We start from the raw sequence: 22,375 nt of genomic DNA, 5'->3' as shown, positions 1-22,375 counted from the left end.
TCTATCGCGCAGTTCAAATGAGAATGGATTTAGAAATTCCGATCTAACAGTATTCCCGTTTGTCTAGCCATAACGCGAGGAGGGACGGATAATCCATTTCTAAACCACCATTCCACGACACCTACAACAGCAACTGCAAAGAATTGAAGAATAAACTCTTCATTTAATTCTTGATTTATTCCTTTTGTTACATCAACTTTTGACAAGAACATAGGGACATTACCGATTAAATAATATTCCTTGTTAGAATAATTACATAACAGTAGGTTTTGCCGAACTGTTCTATGGGGCTTGTTACAAAAAAATTGAGCAAGTGTCAATACACTTGTCATGCTTGCCGTTTAACGATAATAGCATAGTTCATGTAACCATCAATATTGACATTGATGGTTACATGAACTATGCTACCTTTATAATCAGGTAAATCCTCTTTAATAACTTATTAATTTTCTCTGTGGGAAATTGTATAGGGGGCTACATGATGTTTCTAAATAAAATTGTACCCATAATAAAAAACAAAAAGGAGATCGCAATCACAACTTCATGTATTGCGTTTTCCATCATTTTTGGTTTTTTATCTAATGATTTATGGATTGGGGGCACGATACTTGCTACAGGTTTGTTAGGTGCATTTTATGCAAGTGAAGGAAAACGAATTCACTACATTCTAGGCTTAATCAACTACCTTTTGATGGCCTATGTAGCGTACAACAATCATTTGCATGGAATTTTATTTTTTTATACATTACTATTTGCGCCGCTTCAAATAATAGGTTTTTTTTCATGGAAGAAGCAATTGAGCGCTGATAACACGGTTAACGCAAGAAGATTTACTTTGAAAACATCACTTTTTATAATTGTTTTAAGTATTGTATGTAGTTTTATTCTTGGCTATCTGTTGAGTTTAATTCCGAATCAGCAGTTATCTTACTTGGATGCAAGTACAAACTGTATCAATTTATTTGGCGTTATTTTAATGATCATGCGATACCAAGAAGCGTTTTGGTTGTGGCTAGTAAATAACATTTTAGATTTAATCATATGGACTCTAGTTCTGCTTAGCGATGGAGAAGGAGCATTTATGATGGTTTGCGCTTCGATGGGCTTCCTTTTAATAAATATCTACGGAATTATCAATTGGCATAGAAAATCAGCAAACAACGATTTGCAAAAATCAGAAGGGTGAGATGATGGAGTTTCTTTGTATAGACATTATGAATAGTGACAGGGTAGACTGGCAGAATGCTGAGAATCCAAGAGATATGTTGGAAGATGGAAAATGGTTAACTGAACTTTTAGAGAAATGGGAGCTAGAAGCTTCTTCACCAATAGATACTGGTTCTCTAAAAAAGCTAAAGGCACTGCGCAAGCAAATGTACGCTATCGTATCCCAACTGAGTAACGGTGATGCACTGGAGATAAATCAGCTCATTGAGGTAAACAAAATACTGGAAGACATGTCCACGCATGTCCGGATGGATTATAAAAACAACGAATTTATCCTTGGGTACAGCTATATTGGCCAAGGGTGGTCTTTGGTTATTTGGCATGTCGCCAAATCTTTTGCAGACATGTTATGTAATTACGGTACTACACGGATTAAGATATGTGACAATCAGAATTGCGGCTGGGCATTTTATGACCAAAGTAAAAATAAATCACGCAGATGGTGCGATGACAAAGTGTGTGGAAATATTATGAAGGTTCGCCGTTTCCGTTCCCGAAAAAAAGAGAAAGAAAATGAATAATGTAGTTAGACAATGAATACAAACAATAAAATTAAGTTGTGCGTTATTAAAAAGAGATTGCACAGGAATGTTCGAAAGGTGGATTTGCGGATTACGCTATCGTCGATCCGTACATAGTTCACAAGCTTCCAGATAACGTAACGTATCCTTGGAAGAGGCTGCTGTTATAGAACCGACGGTAGTCGCTTTCCACGCCGTAAAAACGAGCCAAATGAAAGTAGTCTTCCTCTGACCAAGAATGAAAATGGTGGTTTACATTAGTGGAAACACATGGTAAAGTTAAGGTCGAATAATTCATACTTAAAGGAGTCACATATTAATCAAAAGGAGGGCGATATTGTGTCGTCATCTACAATATGAAACATTGGCGACCTTATACAGTAGTAAAGACTAGCAGCCGGTTTATCGCTGTTACAACCTCAAGAACGATAAAAAGTAGTACCAAAAGTAAACCACCCGAATTTTACAACCATTTACACTCTTCTTTCCTACTTAAACCCCACACTAGTATCCATTAAACTTTTTGAATCACCTCAAAAAAACAGCTATGAAGCAACTGAAAATGATTCACTTCAGCATAAGAGAATTTAAATATCTTTCGATAAAACTGAATCTATACAAAGGGATTCCTTCTTCAAGTTCTCGCTCCCCTGAAGGCTTTTTCTGTCATGCCAACTCTCGTTCGGCTGAAGTTATAAGCAGCATCCACCTGTCTAAAAATGACGTATTGATTACAACATCTCTCTTTTTTAGACGAGTGTATTCTTATTACATTTTTCACTGCGGCATCCATTCATAAATCTTACTTTACATACACCATGTTTGGCACAAAATTTGGATAACAAAAGTTACTCCTTATATTTGTTAAGGCTTTGTAAGGGTATGATTGACCAAATTAGGAGGGATACTATGAACTTTTTATCTAAAAAGGCATTGTCATTGTTAATGGTAGGTGCAATGAGTCTTTCTTTTTGGGCCCCTGTAAGTGAAGCTGCAGTTCCAGAGAAGAATCAATATTACAATGTTAAGTTGAAGGCTAATCTCAACACACAGTGGGATAATCCTAATTCAAGCCAATCTAATAACGCGGGTGTTAATCTACACTATGCACATAATGGCGACAATCAAAAATACGTATTTTTCCCACTTGATGGAGGATTGTATGCCATTGTAAATAAAAGTAGTGGAAAAGCTACTTCATTTGCAAACTGGAACACAGAGCAGCTGGTACAACAAACTTGGACTGGCGCCACTAGACAACAGTGGTATTTACGAAACCAAGGAAATGGTTATTATGAAATTGTAAACCAAGAAAATGGAAAATTCGCATCTTATGCAGTATATAATGGGGCGGAGTTTCTAGATCTGGATGATGCAAATTCTTCTGATCCCTATCGGGTATTTCGACTTTCAGCAGCCAATACCAGCATTACGTTACCAACTTTGCCGGCAATAGGAACTAGACCGAGTGCTCCAGTTTATACAACGGGAAATGTTGATGAACAATTACCTGATACTTCAAGTTCTGCTGTAGTTGGGGCGACTTTATTACCTTTTATCGTAGTACAAGATAACCAAGCGAGTGATTATACAAAAATAAACACTTCACCTTATTATGTTCTGGTGAAGGAGGAATACTGGGAGAAAACGTTCTCAGCGGTTGTTCCGGCTGGACTTACTTACAATTATTCATTTACATCAGGTGTGAGTTCTGAAGATCAACGAACACTGACAGATACACTTTCAATAACTGTCGGGGCGGATTTTGGATTTGCATTTAAAGCAATAACAGCATCACTGAAAACCGAAATCACGAAATCATTACAAACAACAGTTAGTTCAACTACTAGCAAAGCAACGGAAGAAACCATTTCAAGTAGTGTAACAAATCCATCTGGGATAACAACAGGGTATACAGGATATCAACTGGTAACAAAATATACATTAAAGAGAACAGATGGCACACTTGTTCAAGAACCTTGGATTGTAAAAAACAACAAGATAACAATCGCAAGAAAAAATCCTCCGCAATAATCATTTAGAGAAGTTTATTGCAAAAACCGTTTCTCCATTGAGGGAAGCGGTTTTTATTTCAAGTGAATTCAACTAATTTTTAATATTTTTAAAAGAGGCAATAGCATACTCAATAATGTTATATATCCGACAAAGAGAGAAGATGTCGGATGACAAGAACATAGGGACATTACACACCGCATAAAATGCGGTTTTTTTGTTTTATGTCATCAACTTCTTGTCATTTTCATTTGACAAGAAGTTGATGACATTTCCGTTTTTGACAAGAAAATAAGGACATTACCGAAAATGTTTGTAAAATCATGCCCAATAAGAGTAGTACTCGTTTGAGGATGAAAATAAAGAGGAGCCGCGACCACAAGCTTTCGACCTCCCACTGCCTCTTCTGCTGTTACAATGCTTCAGTATTCGATTCTCTAACACTTCGTTGGGAGCTCTCAGTATGACCAATAAATTTGACGATAGGCATTAGCTGTGAGACTAACCGCGGAATCCTACAAATAAATTCATTATCCAACCAACTAGCGCCTCCTGTCGATGCCATGAATAAACAGACAAAGCTGTACTTGCGGACATACTCCGGAACGGAGTGGAGGCTTTATTTCCGAGAAGAGCGAAGTGCAACGTGCGTAGTAAATCATTATAATCCCGATGTCTCCCGCTTTGAAATCATAAAGCTGAACATGCGATTCCTTCTAAACGCTCCCAAAGATTTTATAGTTCCCTATTCTTGATGAACAAAAATCGGTGAAGTTTCAGACAACCGCTATGCAATGGCACGTCGCATGTTAACGTCCGCTGCCTTTTTTCTTAGTTAGGAAACAGCCTCACACGGATGTCACTAATCAATTCGCTCCTGATCCCCTATACTTATTTCTCTATTTACAACGTACCTATCACATGCTATGATTTGGTAAATGATATTTACGTTGTAAATAGGAGTGATAGTATGAGACGTACAGGTGAACTCAAACCTGTTGCTAAACGTATCGACCTGGAGAAGCTTGTTATGTTTATTTCCAAAGATCCAGAGAGGGAATTTGAAGTTCAGGATTCAGAAGAATTGTTGAGACTCATTGTGGAGCAGCACACAATGACTTCTGGAGACGTTATGGAACGGTTGATGGTGAGTAGGCAGAGATTGCAAGGTTTGAAAAATCAAGGATACTTGAATGAGATCAAAATAGGGTTGTTCAGTCGATCAAATGTTGAGGCCATGCGTTCAAAACAAATAAAGGAGGAACGGATTCGAGATTATGAGTTGTATCCCATTTTTCGTAAAATTGAAGGTTGCTTAATTATAGACAAGCTACGTTTCTTTGATTGTCAGACTATGGTTCGCGTCGAGTCAAGGGAAGAAGACTATGATCCTGTGTCCCATCCTTATAAACAAGCGCTAGAAGAGTTACTTACTGCAGTGGTGGAAACTTACAAGAAAAAACAAAACGTTGTGCTTTTGAGGCATCCGGGTTTCGAAGCAGTTTATGACCCTGAAGATCTTCAAATTGAGGTGGAAAATGGAGTTTGGTTCGTCGGTGAGTATAAGAAAGATGATTTCTTGAAACTTCTTGAGAGAGTTAGTGAAGTCGAAAGCGGGCTTAAAAAAGCCGATAATTTTCAGACTACTATTAACGAACTTGAATTGTTGTGATTCAGGAGACATGAAGTATTGGTTTTAAACTAATCGAAATCATACATAGATAGGAGAATACATCATGATAAATTGGACAAAAAGTGGTACGTATTCAAATGTTACACCAATTCAATATAATGGAATCTACTGCGTGAAGAAGGAACTAAAGGAGGAGCAGTTCTCTGAGAAGAACTTGGCTCGGTTCCAGAGAGAATACGAGATCCTAAAGAGCATCAAACATCCGAATATTATTCGGGTATTTGAAATAGAGGGAGCTTCATACATCATGGAGAAGGCTGACTGCGATTTGGAGGCCTACGTTCTAAAAAATGAACTTTCTGATGAAGAAGTTGACCGAATTATCGATGGAATCACATCGGGCCTTGCGTGCCTGCATGAGCATGAGGATCGGATCATTCACCGGGATCTAAAGCCGGCGAACGTGCTTATGGTTAACGGTGTGCCGAAGATTTCAGATCTTGGCGTATGCAAACCGCTGGAAAATAACTTCATCAATACAAGCGCCTATAGTCAGGAGTTGATGGGCTCCATACGATATATGAGTGATTCGCATAAGGAAGGTAGTGGGGATCCTACATTTCATTATGATATCTTCGCACTTGGCCGTGTGATCTACTTTTTGGAAAAGAAAATACATCCGCCGGTCGGAGTGATCACCAATTACGAAGGCATGCGGTATCACGCGCTTGTCCTTTTAACTGAGCAGCAATCTCCAGTTGCCATACCTAACACGGAGACCTTCAATCGAAAGCGTCTAAGTATGATTTCATCCAAATTGTCAATAGAAGATTCCATAACAAAATACAATGATGGGCAGATCGGAATGACTGAGCTGGTCGCTAGCTTTAGCCAACGGAAGTCTCCCAGGGTTTTTGAAGTATTACATCGTGGAGCAAAAAGTGTAATTGACACCATCCCCCATCAAGACGATCAATCTCTTGGATTGTTCTTTGATATCTACATGGATTTGTTCGAATCCTTCAGGCAACAACCTTATTGGGATTTCAAGAAATCTACTGCTGTGACGGAACGGTTGATTGAATTGTTTGACAAAGCAACGGGAATAGATCTTCGCAGAAAGTTGTTTCTTGCTGCATATGCGTGGTCGTATGATTCTGACCAGTTTGGTGCTATCAAAGCTATAGACGGTTATATGCAGCGGATGCAAAGAAAAGACGACTATTTAGCTCTATATATGGAGCTTGTTAGCTACCTTGAGATCTCAGATATGCAGGGAGTTGATAACTTCATTGCACGGCACGGATAGACAACTCTTCCTACAACATTGAAAAGTACCAGTAAACAATGTAATTGCTGGAGAAAAGTAATCGGCAAGCAACTTCTAAAAACCTCCACAAGTAATTATAAAAATCAATCAAGCTAAAGAGAAACAAAGTTGATTGATACGCCCGTTATTCGTAAGCGTCAAACTTTTAAAGGATTGATGTCATGAACGGATTAAATGATTAACCCGTCTGAGAAAGGATGATAGGTTTGACAGAACCGCTACAACTAGCCTGCATTACTGAAACAACCATGTGCACTTATTGTTGGGAGGATTTGTCCAAGGTTTTCGATAAACACGGACACAATTTGTCAGAGGATGCTGGATATGAAGTACTCTGTGCACCATTAGAAGAGTGGCCAAACTGCGAAGTATGCAGACAGAAAATTAATAGTGAAGATGAATATTACATTGTATCTGTCGATGATGCTGTTTTGGAAAATGTGGTTGATAAGATTTCAAAAGAGATTGGTGGTTGTGAATATTGTGAGGGACAAGAACGAGGGTATCTGGCCTATAAGTTTAATCAAGATTTAGATTCAGAGGAAACACCAATCGATGCATCTGGTGAATCATTAAGTAGCTATTTAGGTGATCGAGATGTCCCTGATAATTTTATTGCGCTATTTGCAGGTTTTGTTAATTGTCCACGTTGTGGGAATGGAAGAGATGCTGATCCATATGATAATCCAGGTACTTGGCTTAATGAAAACTCAGAAATTTACACTATACGTGATGTGAGCTTTTTTTGGGGTGATGATTTCTATGATGAAGATGCCTTACTTGAATACTGCAACTTCACCAGTAAATATGGATATAACATCGACCGCAATAATTTAACTGAATTTGGTGAATTTCTAATTAAACATCCTACTATGGGCACAAAGCACCGTGTTGGTGAGATGCTATTTCAATCTATTCAACGCCATAAACAAGAAGGGAAGGGGATAAATCTTAAACCCACAGTCGATACTGGAATACTATTATTCCGTGGTCGGAGTCGAAAGGAAGATTCAGAAGAACAATATACTGGTTCAAAAATGTGGTCACCGCCTGAAGGACATGCCAGCCATGGACGCTACAATCCTATTGGAGTACCGGTATTATATCTTACAAGTGACTTAGAGGCTGTGGCGTATGAAATCCATGCGCTAGACGATGAAGTAATCGATATAGCAAATTTTGAAATAAAGAAGGAACTGCTACTTTTCGATATTGGAGTTTTCAATTATGGGTTTGAAGGTTTTTTTGAAGATAGTCGAGCTGATTCACGGTTGTTAAAACATCGATACTTACTACCCAACTTCATCGGGGCGTGTTGCAGTTTTCTTGAGTATGACGGAGTAAGTTATACTGGTGTGCGAAATAAAGACCAATATACCAACTATGCACTCTTTACCCAAGAGAATGACCAAGCTGTCGGAATTACCAATGAAATTAATACATACAAACAAGAAATCATAAGGAAACTGAGTGTTATTGAATCTCAAACCGAAGATAAAGAAGAAAGTGCGGGCCCGGGTGAAGATGCGGAGCTTCCATTCTAATTATAGATAGCTGTTAAATAGAGTCTTCTTTACATCTAACATGTAACAAAATCATTACGTTGTGGGAGATAGTAGAAAGTTTATGTTGTTTGTTTATATTTATTTTACGAAAAGCTACAATCCAAATGATTGTGGCTTTTTCTTTGCAAATTATCCTCATAATCGGAGTGAAAATGTATGAGTACTATGAACAGAAGTGAAGCAAGACCAGTAATAATGTTAACTCGTCAAGGTATGTTGCAGCTGTTCTTAGAAGCTCTAATCCGATACTCTTTTGCTGGATCAAATAGTTGTATGAATTGTTTTATAATTTTGATGAATGTCAATGGAAATACGTAGAGATACGCGATACACTCTTAATATATCGTATATACTCTTTGAGGAGGTTCATTTTGGAAAAATAAAAAGCACCATAGCATCCTTGATTTTATGTTCGAGAGAAAGTTATTCCATCATGCATGTCTGTAAAAGCCGCTACAGAGCTACTTTGTAATAGTAGAACAACCTTGTCAAGAATTCTTAACGGAAAAACTTCTCTTTCGCTTAATTTGGATTAACAGGTTAGAAAATGCTTTTGGCGTTGAGAAACAGCGATTACTTGATATCTCTACAGCAACTCCAGAACTGAATTGAATATTCGAGATAAGTTTAATATTCACCTCGCTAAAGCCCTCAGGGTCAATAGCGATTATTTTATTTCAGCGAGAGTCGCTATGAAAAGACGTTCTATGGAGATTCAGGAGTGAAGAATGGTGCGCTACAGGATATCTATAAACAGGCTGCCTATTCAGTGAAGATCCCTTGTTACAGTATCTTGATTGGTGTAAATCCTCTAAACAGAAATCCAAAAAGTACGCAATATTTAGCGAGGGTTGCAAGGAGTTCAAGGGAATCAACGACGCATTTGTAGCGTGGCCAGGATCAAAGAACTGTGTCACTCTAATGTTAAGAGATTTTGTGATGAGCACCATCATGGTTTCTTTTATTAGAGTACGACATTGGTCAGGCTCTTGAAATTGAATGGGAAATGCTCTTATGGGGTATTTATCGAGGCTTTGATACATAAGGGGGTTCGTATGACGAGTATTAACGAACTTATTGATGCAATAATTCAGGTACTACTAGAAGAAAAGGCATACGACATACCAACTGTTTGTACTAGGTATGGTCTGGAAAACGGAAATGAGTCCGAGGCTTTTCAGAGTAGACGGGTTTACGTTCAAAGAAGGCTTAAAGGCAAAGATCAACTGTTCCTCTTGGACTTAGCCAAGAGGATAATAGACGATTACGGCTCTAAAGCAAACTCATTGTCAAAGTTTGTCCTTCTTCTTAATCCAACGGAACTTTACACAATTACTGAGATAACAAGACGCAATATAATGGACGAGTTGCTTGCCAGAAATAATATCACAGGTAAATACAACTTGGTTGACTTCTTGAACAGGGTATGGGATTTGGACAGTATGCCTTCAACTGATTCCCGCTTTAAGACCGCTTCAGGTGATATATGGCAACATATGATCAACAACTCTGACTGGGATGAAGTTTATTTATACGAGAAGTACTTGGAACTAATGATTGCACCCGATGAGGTATTTATTAAATTCTTAGAGCAGGTCGTACATCCATTGGTGCGACAACAGAAGGAGCAGGACGAGTATATTGAGTTCATAAATAAGCATCTAGTATATGACGGATATAAGTTTGTCCTGACGGATAACATTTCCGGTTTTCCAGTCTATCATATAGACAAAATGCTAGATGGAGTACAAGGTAATGTGAAAAATCTAATATTCGCCGCGGTTGGTCAGAAGCCGGAAATTGTTATAAGTGACTTGATCAATAATGATATTAGGATTGTAAAGCATGAAGAAAACTGCTTAGTTTACGACCATAATATTTCGAATACAGGTCTTTATTGGGCTGACCTTGTAATGTGGTGGGCGAAAATGAATGGGGCAGCGGAGCCAAATATAGAGATGGAAAAACAACTATATGTGCGCTTACTCCAAACATTAGCATCTCCACCGGAGAAGCTACTATTTATGAATTACTTTAAATGTTTCAAGAAATTGTTTGATAAGAACTTCCCTGCATTAATACCTCAAGTCTATTTGCATTATGATCCCTACACGTTAAGGCAGCGAGCAGGAAAGCCTTATTTATCAAGGCAGCGTATGGACTTTCTCTTATTGTTTTCAAATAAGCAACGTATCGTCCTTGAAGTAGACGGAAAGCAACATTACTCTGACGATGATGTATCTAGCCCTAAAAAATATGCTGAAATGATGCAAGCAGACAGGGAGTTAAAACTTTGTGGGTATGAGGTCTATCGATTCGGTGGGTATGAATTGATGGATGAGGAAGCGGGGGCAAAGATCGTTAAAGAGTTCTTCGAAGGGTTGTTCAAAAAGCATGGGATTAAGCCTTCATAACAATCAATACATTTTCCAGATATTTATAAATCCCACAGTTAGTTTAGCGGTATTAAGTGTTACTATTGCTATTGTCTTACAAACTTAGTTATTGATTTTACTAGACATGAAAACTAAGGTTCCATAAGCTAAGAGAACTAAAAGTACTTATTTTTTATTTAATTTTGGGATGGTGTTGCATGGTAAAGTTACGTTGTAAGTGTGGAGATTGGAAGGTCTTAAATTTTGAGCGATATGTATATGAGCAAGATGAGATAGCCATTGCGTTCGACTTGTGTCCACTCCTTATTTGTCCTTCATGTGGAAACATTGATCTTCCTGATTATACCTATAACCAGATTCAAAAGTTTATCTCAGAAAATAAAGACTCAGGTCGGAGAGTCTTTCAGCTTAAGGGTCATAGTAAAGAGCTCTTTGAGAAGTTGGAATATCCAAAAGGGTGCGTGGATTACAAATTTTCAAGATCTGACTTCCTTTTTATTCCTGCCTTGAGCATTGGAAGCCTTGGTGATTTTACGCCGGTATTCTTCTCACTTGACGTATTGATTAATTACATGCATAATCCACAATACACTGTACATCTAGGTGCTGAAACATACGGCCAGATATCAACTGAGGAGTTTGTTATTCCTTTCGGAATAAATAGAAACGGTAAAGTAATAATGTGGTTAACGGACATTATAAAATTGCCTGAAGAAGAGCAGTATTACTTGAGATCCAAAAACATCTCTTCTGATCACGATGTTGGTTCTGAATTTTATGAGGGTCAATTTGAAGGTGTTTGGGCAGAACCTTCAAAGCTCAACCAGGTAAATTCATTGAGGAAAGTATTATCTCAATTAATTATTCAGGTATATGGCTTTAATTTGTTTATGCTGGATGAAGAAGCTGAAATTATCACTAGAAGGATTAGTAAGCCTATATACTTTACTGACAAAGAGGTTGGAGATACTTTTGAAGATATCAATAAGGTCCTTGTTGAATCACTAAATGTGAAGGGAATCAAAACCTTTATCATAGAAAACTCGAATCTAGGGAAAAAGGATTTAGCGGAGCTAAGAGGAATGAAGCTTTTTCGTTGTTGGTTAATTCAATTTCTACAACTATCGGAAGATACTGTAGACAAACTCTTGCTTCCACTGTTTGTTCTAAATGATTTGCGAATCGTTTATGCTCATTTAACCTCCGTTGAAAGTCGAGAAGAAAAGTTAAGTTCTGTATGTAAGCGTATCGGATTGGATGAACAATGTAGGGAAAATGAAGTAATTTATGACATTATGATTGATAAGATAATTTCTATGTACGAAACGGTAATTGGTCATCTTAATTAGAAAATAGAGCTTGGAGCATGGAACAGTATTATCTCCCAATCCATTCGAAGATTTATACAACAAAGTTGGCTGAGAGAAACAGTAACAATGTAAGTAAATCATTGACTTTACTGAACTTTGTTTTACAAGATACGAAAATCTCATTAGGAAAGTGGCCACGATACCTCTGGGCACTAGTCGAATTAAATAGTCGTTTACTTCAATGAAGCATGGCATCTGATAGAGTATTTAAGAAAATGTGTTAACAGTAGCTTTATTCGTTGTAGGAGAAATTCAAACTGTTGGAGTCATAAAAATTAGTTGAATCATGATTATATTAACACTAACCTATGGTTAGTGTTTTTTATCCTCTTGAATTGTACGGATAGAAGGGTTACACAATTTTTTTGTCGAATTTCTTTCTTTTAAGGGGGAGAGACATGAAAAATTCAATGAAGATAGCCGCACTTATTTTATTTGGAATTATTGGTATTTATATTATTTTTATCTTGTTCTTGTATTTGGGGTTTGATGAATGGGATAAGACGGGAACCTTTGGAGATTCTTTCGCAATAATAAATACGCTATTTTCAGGGCTTGCTTTATCAGGTGTTATATACACATTCATGCTTCAAGCAAAAACATTAGAACTACAGAGGCAGGATCATGAGTTAAGTATTCGACCATTGATAGCACTAGAAGTTTCTAAAGATGAGGAAAAGCATTTTATATTTAGAGCCACGAATGTTGGTAATGGAACTGCATTATATGTGGATTTAGGTGCCTTTATGTTAAATGATTACTTCTTTACAACTGATACTATAGTTAGTCTAAAGGCTGGTGAAACAAAAGAATTTAATTTATCTATTTATGATAAAAGCATGCTGAGTTTCGAGCGTAATTGGAAGGAAATTTTATTATATGCAATCGAAGAAGCGGAGAAAGCAAATATAGCGCAGAACGCGATTGTAATTAATTTAAGAGTTAGCTATTATAATATTTTAAACGCAGCACATAGCCAGAAATTCATCTATAGCCTCGTATCTGACCGAATTACTATGGATAAGCGCAATGATTAACACTAACTTCATGTTAGTGTTTTTTTATTCCCCCATTATATGAAAAAATACATTTGTTCCTTAGCCGTATAGGAAGCCCAAATTTCATACATGTGTAAAATTATGAAGTTTGTCGGGAGGAGCTGAATTTTGGTGAAAAAGCGTCGTGATTGCACAAGAGATATCGAAATTACAAAAATATTTGGAGATGTTAATCCGTATAAGAAATTGTGCGGAGATTAATTGAAGACGTTGCTTTCCTTAAGGCTGAGAATTATACGTTGAAGCGAGTTTTAACCAAGACGGTAAGTGGTACAAAATTGGTCCGCTGCTGCTTCTTTTAATGACTCATTCAATAGCTTTATTTTCGATGCATAGTCGATTAGTGACGTTCGAGTCTACGTACAATGGCTCTCTTTGAGCAGCCGAACCGGTGCAAGGTCTCTAGTCGTCCTCGTTTCAATTAAATTAAGTTCTGGATAAGCTCATGTTGGGTTCTCGTGTAGAAATGGTATGTTGTAATGACTTCCATTTTACACGAATCCATTCATGGGCTTCTTTGTTTTTAGCTCTAGCACACCATATTAAAATCCCTCAAGTCAAAAAGTACACAAACTTTTTGTCATTTTTAGGTTTCGTTTATTAGCATATGCAATTAAAATAGGTAATAAGTCTGAGTAAAAATTCCCCATATGGGAAATTGATCTCAACGAATTTCGTTTACCCAAAATGTATTTCAGAGGAGGATTAATTATGAATATTAATGCTGTATCCCCTCGGGGTAACGATCGAATATTTTTCGGTAATGAGGAAGTTGTAATTCTAAAAACTTATGAGCTATTTCATTTGGCGAAAGTTAAATATAACACGTCTTCCTCGATTTTTATGGTGGACCTATCCGCCTTACAATACCAACCTGATTCTAGCAGTTCGATTTCTATTTCAATATTGGGCGAGGTGCCTTAATGTTAGATTTTATTGATAGCTACTTAACTGGTGACGCATGGGAAGAACTGTGCAAATCATGTTTCAGAATGAAGTATCATGAGGAACATTTTACTGATATCCCAGCAGTTCATGGTGGAGATGGCGGGATTGAAGGGTTTACTCGAACTGGAAGGGTTTATCAATGCTATTGTCCAGAACGGGAGTATTCAGATGATGAATTATATAATCATCTAAGAGACAAAATGACAAAGGATATTAATAAATTAGTCGCTTTGCAATATGCAAAGCGCTTAAAAGATCTAGGAGTACTGAATATTAAGGAGTGGCACTTTGTTATTCCGAAATATAAAGATTCAAGGATAGTGGCACATGCGGAGACAAAAAGAAAAGAAGTACTTGCTATGAAGAAAAACAACCCAAAAGATTATGATTATATTGATGACAGTTTTGCTATCTTAATTAAGACAGCTGAAGATTTCAAGGTTGAAATTACTCGGATTATTAGAACTACAATCACAGATGTTAAGTTGAATTTTGCGATATATCATGTGAACAAACCTGATTGGTCCAAATGTGATTCGGAAAAGGCTGCAAACATTAAAAGAAAAGTTAAGGCTGTAATGGGAGAAGTTGATGAATCGGATGAAGATTTTAATGACCTAGTGAGTATGTATATTGAAGCGTACATTAAAGGACTAGAGATTCTTAGAGTTCTTCGTGAGGGATATCCGGAAGTTTTTGAAGATATACATATGCTAGAGCAGTCTTATAAAAAACAAGTAAAAATGACAACTAGACTGAATTTAGACAGTTCAATGAATTCAAAGGTGTTCAACGACATTCTTAATGATTTTCAGAAAACGCTTGAGCAGCAATTTAAATATCTCAATGCAGCTTCAATCATGGAATTAAAGTTGGACCTAATAAGCGGCTGGTTAGCTGACTGCTCCATGCAATTCAAAGGTAGGTGAGAATGTGGACGAAAATTATGTACTCTCTGAAGAGATTATTTTTGATGCTAAGCCTGATGCTGTTCCATTTAATTACCGTATTAGCTATAAGCTAGCTAAGCTTAGTCTTATTTTGGAATTAAACGCACGCGGTGGATGTTCATTAATGAAATTGCAAATGGTATCAACTGCTTTGAGTACGACGAGTGATAGGGGAAAGCTGTGGGACTTTGTAAATAATAGCTCAAATAACTATTCAGTAGTAAGATTTGATCCTGCGGTAAACCGTGCAATAAAATACGCAATTGCTGAGGGGTTGTTCAATCAACAGAAGAATGGTTTGTTTCGCCTTACAAAGAAGGGAAAGGAATTCACTAAGGTAATTATGAAGGATTCAAGCCTTTTGATTTCTGAAAAGAAATATTTATTTTTGCTGTCCAATAAACTAACAGAAGAAAGAATAAAAGAGCTCACAACATTCTGGAGGTACACCAATGTTGAAGATAAATAGATTAAGAATTGAAATAAAGGCAAAAGAAAAGATTTTTGGTTTTGACGAAAGGTTCTTTTCTGGACTAAATCTTATTGCTAGCGATGATAATACTCGTGGTAAAAGTTCGATCATTGCAATGATTTATTATTGCTTAGGATTTGAGGAGATTATTGGTGGGCGTGGCGAAAAAGTACTAACTGCAGCTTTTAAATCAGTTATAGAAGAAGGCGAGAATGTCTGGCCAGTACTTGAGTCGGGGGCATATTTGGAGATCTTTAATGGTATAGAAGTTATTACTATTTTCAGAGCAGCTAAAATAGAAAATAGGGATAACAGATTGATTAGTGTCTACTACTCAGACATGGAGAATATTCACCGCCAGGATACACTGTTGGATGATATGTATGTTCATATGCCTAACGCTGCTACCAATAAAAAGGGGTTCCATAATTTTTTGGAAACATTCTTACATATTGAATTACCTATGGTACCTGCTTCAGATGAAGCCATTAGAAAATTGTACCTCCAGCTAATATTCTCAGGGATGTTTATTGAACAAAAGCATGGTTGGGCGAATATTCTTTCTGGGATGCCGATACTTGGAATAAAAGAGTCGAAGAAACGCGTAATAGAATTCATTTTAGACTTGGATACGCTAGATAATGATAGAAAAAAAGATCAACTACGAGCTGAAGAAGATAATATTAAAAAAAGTTGGACCACAGTAGTAAGAGAAATAATCCTTTTAGTTGAAAGGGAGTCCTGCACAATCACTGGGCTACCACCTTCCCCAAAAATATTAACTGATGTAGATTATTCAAAAATAATAATTCAAAAGAATAACGATCACATTGGTGAATACATCAATGACTTAACCAAAGATTACGAGGATTTAAATGCTTTAAAACCTAAAATTATTGATAACTTTGACGAGCTTCAAATTGAACTTAGCGAGACTGAGAAGACAATACGTGAATATGAGTGGGATATAGTTAAACTTAGTGATCTTTTAGATAAAGAACACATTAGTATCAGACGATTAGAAAATAATCTCGAGATAATTGAGACAGACATTAGTAACAATAAGGATGCTGCTCGTCTCCGGGATCTTGGATCAGAGATAGACCTCTATACATCGAGAGATTTATGCCCAACTTGCCATCAAGAAATCGCAGATACATTACTTCCGCTTCCGAATGACATGCCCATTATGAATATAGACGATAACATAAGGCATCTAAATGCTCAGAGGGACATGCTTAAGTTTGCAAAGTTAAGTCATGAAAGTAATTTAGATAAAATTCAAAACAGCATTAATCATATGGAAGAGAGTTTATATAAACTGCGGAGTTTGGCTAAATCATTAAGGAGTGATCTATACCAGACTAATGATAGTTTCTCAGAGGCGATTGTCTACAAACGTTTAAGTATCGAATCCGAGATAAATAATCTAAAAAGATTAATTGATTTCTATTTAAACAATAAAGTTACCTTTGAAAAATTATCAGATAGATGGAAGGATCATCTAGAGAAGAAAGCCGCATTACCCGAGAATAAATACTCTGAAAAAGATAAAGTTAAATTAAAGCATTTACAAGAATGCTTAGTAGATAACTTAAAAAAGTTCGGATATAGAAGTGTTAAGAATTTAAATCAGGTAGAGATTTCAAAAGAAAATTATTTGCCGGCAATAGAAGGGTTTGATATGAAATTTGATTCATCGGCAAGTGACAACATTCGAGCGATTTGGGCTTTTACTTTATCTCTATTGCAGACATCATTGATGGATTCAGGAAATCATCCAGGTACATTAATTTTTGATGAACCAGCACAACACAGTATCATCGTAAGTGACATGAAAGAGTTCTTCAATAGTATCATAAATAATTTAAGTAACAGTCAAGTAATTATAGGGATCACAGTTAAGGATAGCGATACTCGAAAAGTAGTTAATGAACTTCCAGAAGGAAAGTACAATTTGATTATGGTACCAAATAAAGCATTCCAAAAAATCGACAAAAGTCTATAAATTAATTGTTGTCCCTGTACGAGTTGGCCGCATTGCATGATATAGCTCTGTTGTAAGAATCGGATGTACCTGACTAGCTGCATTCCGGCATGACCAGTAGCAAATAACACTTTTGTCAACTCAACGACAAGTATCAAGAAGGGCTATCGTTGACATTGGTCAAAACCTTATGCGGATTGTAGCTGATCACCCGAATTACAGTAGGATCATTAGATAAAAGTCGATAAAGGAGAAGAGCGGATATGTCTTTGTTGAAGTTAATAGAGAGTAGTCATAGTTCTAAGCCCACTAAGGAAAACACTGTGGCTCGTATACAAGGACGGGAGGAATTTGTTAATCGGTTTCCTATTGAGAGTTTAGCCGATATGACCGTAGAACAATACGCGAGTATTCATTCCAAGGACACATTCATCTATTGGCTGGAACGCAAAAATATTCTTGCAGGAATTGGCGGGGGAAATTCCTCGAAGTTCGGTATTTATCATGCAAAGGACGGCAAGTATTACAAGGGTTACCGTAACAAAAAAACACTACTTGAAGGCGACACCTTGCAAGTGGAGTTTCAAAAATTGAAAGACCAAATCCTGACGGCCATAAGAACAGCTAAGGAAGGAAAGTTACAGGAGATCCCAACGGGAGGACTGCTATGGGATATGGTGCTGCTTAAGATTTTGAATATGTATGTACCGAATTGCTTCTTTAATATTTATTCGAGGGCTGTACTTGTTCCATTGGCAGAGGATTTGGTCTTAGACAGTAAGATGAATTTACGGGATACGTCCGTTATCCTTATTAACGCGGGAATCCTAAAGGTGCTTCGCGAACAAGATCCCTTCTTGAATTGGGATACAGTGGCCATCGGGACTTTTTTGTGGAATCAATATGGTGTGGAAGAGAAACGTTCTTATTGGTTGAATGGATACACCTATGGGGGCGATAATACACAGTTGCACACGTTCCTTGAGAAAGGAGTCATCGGAACGAATTACCTGGACTTTGATTTATCCGACAGCCTGGGGCTGGATACACGTGATTTAGATAAGCAAATCGAGAGCAAAGCATTGGAGAACAAAGAAAAGAAAGCCCTACAGTCCTTCCTCCGCATGCGCCAGGGCGATTATGTCGCACTGAAAGCGGCTTACGCAAAGAAGGGTGCTTCAATTCTTAGAATTTGTGCTATAGGGATCATTTCAGAGGATCCTGCTACGGGCTATGAATATGACCTTCAACTGGGGCATACTCTCCCTGTTGAATGGCTGGATACAGATGTCATGGAATACGAGGGCCTCGGGTATATGCGCGATACCGTTGTAGCTGTTAAAAAAGAAGAAGTTATATCCAAAATTTTCGGTAAGTACCTAGAAGAACAGAGGCAAGACGGTGATTGCCGCCCGGATAGTGATTATGACAAAGAAACTCTATCCTTAATTAGACCTTTTGGAGAACGAAATCAAATCCTTTATGGTCCACCAGGAACAGGAAAAACTTATCATTTAGTAGACAAATCCCTACAAATCCTTGACCCCGAACGGTATGAAGAATTGTATGAACTGAATAACAGGAAGATGATGAAGGATGCTTTCCGTCAATATATAAATAAGGGCCAGCTAATTTTTACGACTTTCCATCCTTCATATGCTTATGAGGATTTTATCGAAGGGTTGAAATCTGATGGGCGTGGCGGATTTGAACCAACTGATGGTGTATTTAAACGCGCGACCATTGAGGCGTTGTTTCTTGGACTTCCAATGGTTGATGATTTTAAAAATCCGGAATGGACCTATGAAAAAAAGAAGGATCGGGTCATGGAAGCGCTGCAGAGCAGTATGACTTACGATTTTCGGCACGCAGAAAGAGTAGTGGTTGTCATTGACGAATTTAACCGCGGTAATGTCTCAAAAATATTCGGTGAACTTATTACCTTGCTGGAATCTGACAAAAGACTGAATGAAGACAATGAAATCATGGTTACACTGCCATATTCCCGGGATCGATTTGTTTTACCACCTAACTTGTATATTGTAGGAACAATGAATACGGCTGACCGATCCATCGCACTTTTAGACACCGCCCTTCGACGCCGCTTTGCTTTCTTAGAAATGATGCCAACCCCCGCGCTTCTAGTTAATACGTTAGACGAGTTGCAGCTGGATGTTTTGCTGCATACATTGAATCAGCGAATAGAGGTTCTATATGACAGAGAACATACAATTGGACATGCCTTTTTCATAGGGATTCAGAGCGTAGAAGAGCTAGTAGAGGTGTTCCAAAACAAGGTAATCCCGCTTCTGCAGGAATATTTCTATGAGGATTGGGAGAAGATTGGCTTGGTTCTTGGAGGAATCGGCAAAAGCGAACAGGACCATTATATCGTCTATCAAAAAACAAGGTCCATAAGCTCCCTGTTCAAATCTGCTGCATCCACAGGCCATTTCCAAGAAGTGGAGTACCTAATGAAGAAGTCGATCTTGGTGGAGGAGCTTCGTACAATATATGAGTAAGGTTGTAGTAGTGCGGGAGGCTTATGATTGGCTAGAGGCCAGACCCAGTAGCTCTTTTATGGAAGAAGACCTAAAAGAGCTTCTTGTGTATATGACCAGTATATATCCGAAGCTTGAATGGTTGGAATTGGGCTACAATCGGGTGAAGTTTATTAACATCGTAGGTTCGATCCGTTTATCCCGTGTTCAAATAGACATTGTACCTAAACTACAGATTGGGGAAGATGAAGGCAGGTCGGCTCTTCTTAATATGCTTGGCGTATGCGGCTATATCCCATACAAAATGGGATCGGCCGCGGCGGCTGTACAAGTGGTAGCGGAGGATTTGTTAAGCTGGACCGCTGCCGCCTTCTGTATGGAGCTGGAGAAGCAGTTAAAGCGGGGATTAGCGACCGGTTATGCCGAGCTGGAGGAAAACTCCCAACGACTGAAGGGAAGGCTTATGGTAACGAAGCACCTCCAATATAATGCAGCCGATAAGTCACGGGCTTATTGCAGTTTCAATGAAAGGACTCACGCCATCCCTTTAAATTTTGTTTTTTATAAAACCTTGGTAATCCTGAAACGGAAGGTGTTGGATCCTTCAATCCGGAAAAAGTTGCTGCACCTATTCGGGTGTTTTGAAGAGTTAGACGTCCCGGGAAATGTGAAAGAGTTGCTCAATCAGGTGCACTTTGACCGACAGACCTCCAGATTTGAACCAGCCTTCCGGTTAGCGAAATTGATGCTATCCCACATGTCGGTACTACACAGGGGAGCGAAAGAGGAATGTTTCTCCTTCTTGTTCGAAGTGCATTCGCTCTATGAGATGTATGTCGGCCGTGTCCTGCAGCAGATGACATTAGGAAGAGAAGCGGTAATTCGGCTTCAGCATAAAGAGGTTAAACTGCTCAGAAATGAGGACTCTGGTCTGGATAATATTCAGCTGATCCCCGATATTGTCTTGGGAGAGCGGCAGGTGAATGGGGAATATGTCTGGACTTTAATAATGGATACGAAATGGAAGGATATTAACAAGTATCAGCAAGGTGATATCTATCAAATGTACGCCTACGTGACGGGATACCCATATGCTAGAAGAGCCGTATTACTGTACCCTGCAATGGATGGAGCGGCTTCCGGCCGGAATTGGACCTTGGCAGCCAACTCAAGTAAGAGAATTTGTGTACGGATGGTACGAATTACACATTGGTTAGAGACCCAAGAGGACTTACGAGGGATCATAGCTGAATCTGGATGGGAGGAGAAATAGGTTTAAGGGAAGATAAGTTGAAAGAACGATGTAGCAGACAATGGACAACAAATAGGCCTATTACATGAGGGGGCCTATTTGTTGTCCATTATTTCAGTTATAAATAACACCATTTTTTTTAGGTCTTTAGAATTCATTTTTACTGCTAGTTGTTGAATCTCCACCAAAAGATGTTCTTTCTCTGAATGTGGTGATTTCGTTTTTACTTCATATTTAAGCAGCTCGTACACAGGTACATTAAGCGCATCAGCGATTCGTTGAAGGTTTAACAATGACACGTTCTTCTCTCCACGCTCGATTCCACCTATATATGAAAAATGAAATCCTGCGATTTCTCCTAATTGCTCTTGAGAGAGTTTACGCTCTTTTCTTATTTCTCTGACTCGAAAACCTACACTTGCTAAGATGGAATTATCCATGACTACACCTCAAAAACTAGTGTAAGCAACATAAAGTCATGGATACATACACATTTGAATATCATTATTAATAAATGATACATATATGTATTAAAAATAGTTTTTTTGTCAACTTTAATTAAAAAGGGGGCTAATTATGGCTGCTTACAAGGATATAGCCAGAATGACTATAAAAGGCTTGAAGTATCGTAATCATTATTATGTAAGTAATGTGATGACAAAAGAAAGTTGGTACGACAAGGTGAGAACTGTAGGGGAATGGTACGTACCAATCATGTACAATCCAACAACACCTGATGAAATTGTCATTTCAACACATCATGCTTTAGCACGTGCTATTTGTATGGATTCTAATATTACTCAAACGACTATTGAAAAGTATCATCAAGATATTCAAAAAATTCTAAAGAAAAAGTCTACAAAGTCCTAGCTCCTATTGTGAAATCAGTTCTTGAGGGGATATTTCTAATATGACTGCTAGTCGAAACAACAAGTGCAAGCTAATATGGTGTCTTCCTGCCTCAATATTTGAAATTGATGGACGTGACATTTCTAGTTTTACGCCTAATTCGTCTTGAGTCCATTTCTTAGATATCCGCCATCTACGTATGTTTGAACCAATAAATGTGTATATTTCTTGCTCTGTCATAATGTAGACCTCCCATGTATCCATTCTATAATTCTAGCATTCCCTAATAGTCAACTTAATATA

At 37.8% G+C, this 22,375-nt stretch carries 19 protein-coding genes; 16 read left to right on the top strand and 3 right to left on the bottom strand.

The genetic code is table 11. The annotated features are described in order from the left end of the window. Nucleotides 1-29: 29 nt before the first annotated feature. Nucleotides 30-212 (bottom strand): TetR/AcrR family transcriptional regulator C-terminal domain-containing protein, encoded by a 183-nt coding sequence (locus FPZ44_RS26825; protein ID WP_261378271.1) that lies wholly within the window; start codon nucleotides 210-212, stop codon nucleotides 30-32. 266 nt (nucleotides 213-478) lie between these two features. Between FPZ44_RS26825 and pnuC the strand changes: the two genes are divergently transcribed. From pnuC to FPZ44_RS09490, 15 genes are all read left to right on the top strand, one after another. Next, on the top strand, nucleotides 479-1,186 hold the full coding sequence (gene pnuC / locus FPZ44_RS09560) for a nicotinamide riboside transporter PnuC (protein WP_144989615.1): 708 nt from the start codon (nucleotides 479-481) through the stop codon (nucleotides 1,184-1,186). Between the two features lies 1 nt (nucleotide 1,187). Next, complete coding sequence (locus FPZ44_RS09555; protein ID WP_144989613.1) at nucleotides 1,188-1,748, top strand: CGNR zinc finger domain-containing protein; 561 nt, start codon at nucleotides 1,188-1,190, stop codon at nucleotides 1,746-1,748. 909 nt (nucleotides 1,749-2,657) lie between these two features. Beyond that, nucleotides 2,658-3,782 carry an RICIN domain-containing protein gene (locus FPZ44_RS09550; RefSeq protein ID WP_144989611.1) on the top strand — a complete coding sequence of 375 codons (1,125 nt, stop codon included), beginning with the start codon at nucleotides 2,658-2,660 and terminating at the stop codon, nucleotides 3,780-3,782. A gap of 949 nt (nucleotides 3,783-4,731) precedes the next feature. Further along, nucleotides 4,732-5,433 carry a hypothetical protein gene (locus FPZ44_RS09545; RefSeq protein WP_144989609.1) on the top strand — a complete coding sequence of 234 codons (702 nt, stop codon included), beginning with the start codon at nucleotides 4,732-4,734 and terminating at the stop codon, nucleotides 5,431-5,433. 64 nt (nucleotides 5,434-5,497) lie between these two features. Continuing rightward, nucleotides 5,498-6,703, top strand: coding sequence for a protein kinase domain-containing protein (locus tag FPZ44_RS09540; RefSeq protein WP_144989607.1), 1,206 nt, complete (start codon nucleotides 5,498-5,500; stop codon nucleotides 6,701-6,703). 227 nt (nucleotides 6,704-6,930) lie between these two features. After that, entirely contained in the window at nucleotides 6,931-8,268 is a 1,338-nt protein-coding gene (locus FPZ44_RS09535; protein ID WP_186785979.1) for an RES family NAD+ phosphorylase, read from the top strand. A gap of 1,076 nt (nucleotides 8,269-9,344) precedes the next feature. Further along, the gene (locus FPZ44_RS09530; RefSeq protein ID WP_144989603.1) at nucleotides 9,345-10,703 is read left to right on the top strand and encodes an AbiJ-related protein; all 1,359 of its coding nucleotides are present in this window, start codon (nucleotides 9,345-9,347) and stop codon (nucleotides 10,701-10,703) included. A gap of 179 nt (nucleotides 10,704-10,882) precedes the next feature. Then, nucleotides 10,883-12,034 (top strand): hypothetical protein, encoded by a 1,152-nt coding sequence (locus FPZ44_RS09525; RefSeq protein WP_144989601.1) that lies wholly within the window; start codon nucleotides 10,883-10,885, stop codon nucleotides 12,032-12,034. 419 nt (nucleotides 12,035-12,453) lie between these two features. Further along, nucleotides 12,454-13,092: a hypothetical protein gene (locus FPZ44_RS09520; protein ID WP_144989599.1), complete on the top strand. Its 639-nt coding sequence runs from the start codon at nucleotides 12,454-12,456 to the stop codon at nucleotides 13,090-13,092. Nucleotides 13,093-13,824: 732 nt separating this feature from the next. Beyond that, a complete protein-coding gene (locus FPZ44_RS09515) occupies nucleotides 13,825-14,037 on the top strand; it encodes a hypothetical protein (RefSeq protein WP_144989597.1) in 213 nt (70 codons plus the stop codon). Next, the gene (locus FPZ44_RS09510; protein ID WP_144989595.1) at nucleotides 14,037-14,990 is read left to right on the top strand and encodes a hypothetical protein; all 954 of its coding nucleotides are present in this window, start codon (nucleotides 14,037-14,039) and stop codon (nucleotides 14,988-14,990) included. Before FPZ44_RS09515 ends, FPZ44_RS09510 begins: the two co-directional genes overlap by 1 nt. A gap of 4 nt (nucleotides 14,991-14,994) precedes the next feature. Then, entirely contained in the window at nucleotides 14,995-15,480 is a 486-nt protein-coding gene (locus FPZ44_RS09505; protein WP_144989593.1) for a hypothetical protein, read from the top strand. After that, nucleotides 15,464-17,491: a hypothetical protein gene (locus FPZ44_RS09500; RefSeq protein WP_144989591.1), complete on the top strand. Its 2,028-nt coding sequence runs from the start codon at nucleotides 15,464-15,466 to the stop codon at nucleotides 17,489-17,491. The genes FPZ44_RS09505 and FPZ44_RS09500 overlap by 17 nt, the downstream gene beginning before the upstream one ends. A 242-nt stretch (nucleotides 17,492-17,733) precedes the next feature. Further along, the gene (locus FPZ44_RS09495; protein ID WP_144989589.1) at nucleotides 17,734-19,992 is read left to right on the top strand and encodes an McrB family protein; all 2,259 of its coding nucleotides are present in this window, start codon (nucleotides 17,734-17,736) and stop codon (nucleotides 19,990-19,992) included. Beyond that, on the top strand, nucleotides 19,985-21,244 hold the full coding sequence (locus tag FPZ44_RS09490; RefSeq protein WP_144989587.1) for an McrC family protein: 1,260 nt from the start codon (nucleotides 19,985-19,987) through the stop codon (nucleotides 21,242-21,244). Before FPZ44_RS09495 ends, FPZ44_RS09490 begins: the two co-directional genes overlap by 8 nt. A 74-nt stretch (nucleotides 21,245-21,318) precedes the next feature. On the opposite strand, the gene FPZ44_RS09485 is transcribed toward FPZ44_RS09490, so the two are convergent. Then, complete coding sequence (locus FPZ44_RS09485) at nucleotides 21,319-21,663, bottom strand: helix-turn-helix domain-containing protein (protein WP_144989584.1); 345 nt, start codon at nucleotides 21,661-21,663, stop codon at nucleotides 21,319-21,321. A 136-nt stretch (nucleotides 21,664-21,799) separates the two neighbouring features. On the opposite strand from FPZ44_RS09485, the gene FPZ44_RS09480 reads away from it, so the two are divergent. Then, nucleotides 21,800-22,093 carry a hypothetical protein gene (locus tag FPZ44_RS09480; RefSeq protein ID WP_144989582.1) on the top strand — a complete coding sequence of 98 codons (294 nt, stop codon included), beginning with the start codon at nucleotides 21,800-21,802 and terminating at the stop codon, nucleotides 22,091-22,093. 3 nt (nucleotides 22,094-22,096) lie between these two features. On the opposite strand, the gene FPZ44_RS09475 is transcribed toward FPZ44_RS09480, so the two are convergent. Further along, entirely contained in the window at nucleotides 22,097-22,312 is a 216-nt protein-coding gene (locus tag FPZ44_RS09475) for a helix-turn-helix domain-containing protein (protein ID WP_144989580.1), read from the bottom strand. Nucleotides 22,313-22,375 lie beyond the last annotated feature (63 nt).

Origin of the sequence: Paenibacillus agilis, from assembly GCF_007786455.1 — a bacterium.
Lineage (GTDB): Bacteria > Bacillota > Bacilli > Paenibacillales > Paenibacillaceae > Paenibacillus_B > Paenibacillus_B agilis.
This window is presented reverse-complemented; position numbering and strand designations above follow the sequence as displayed.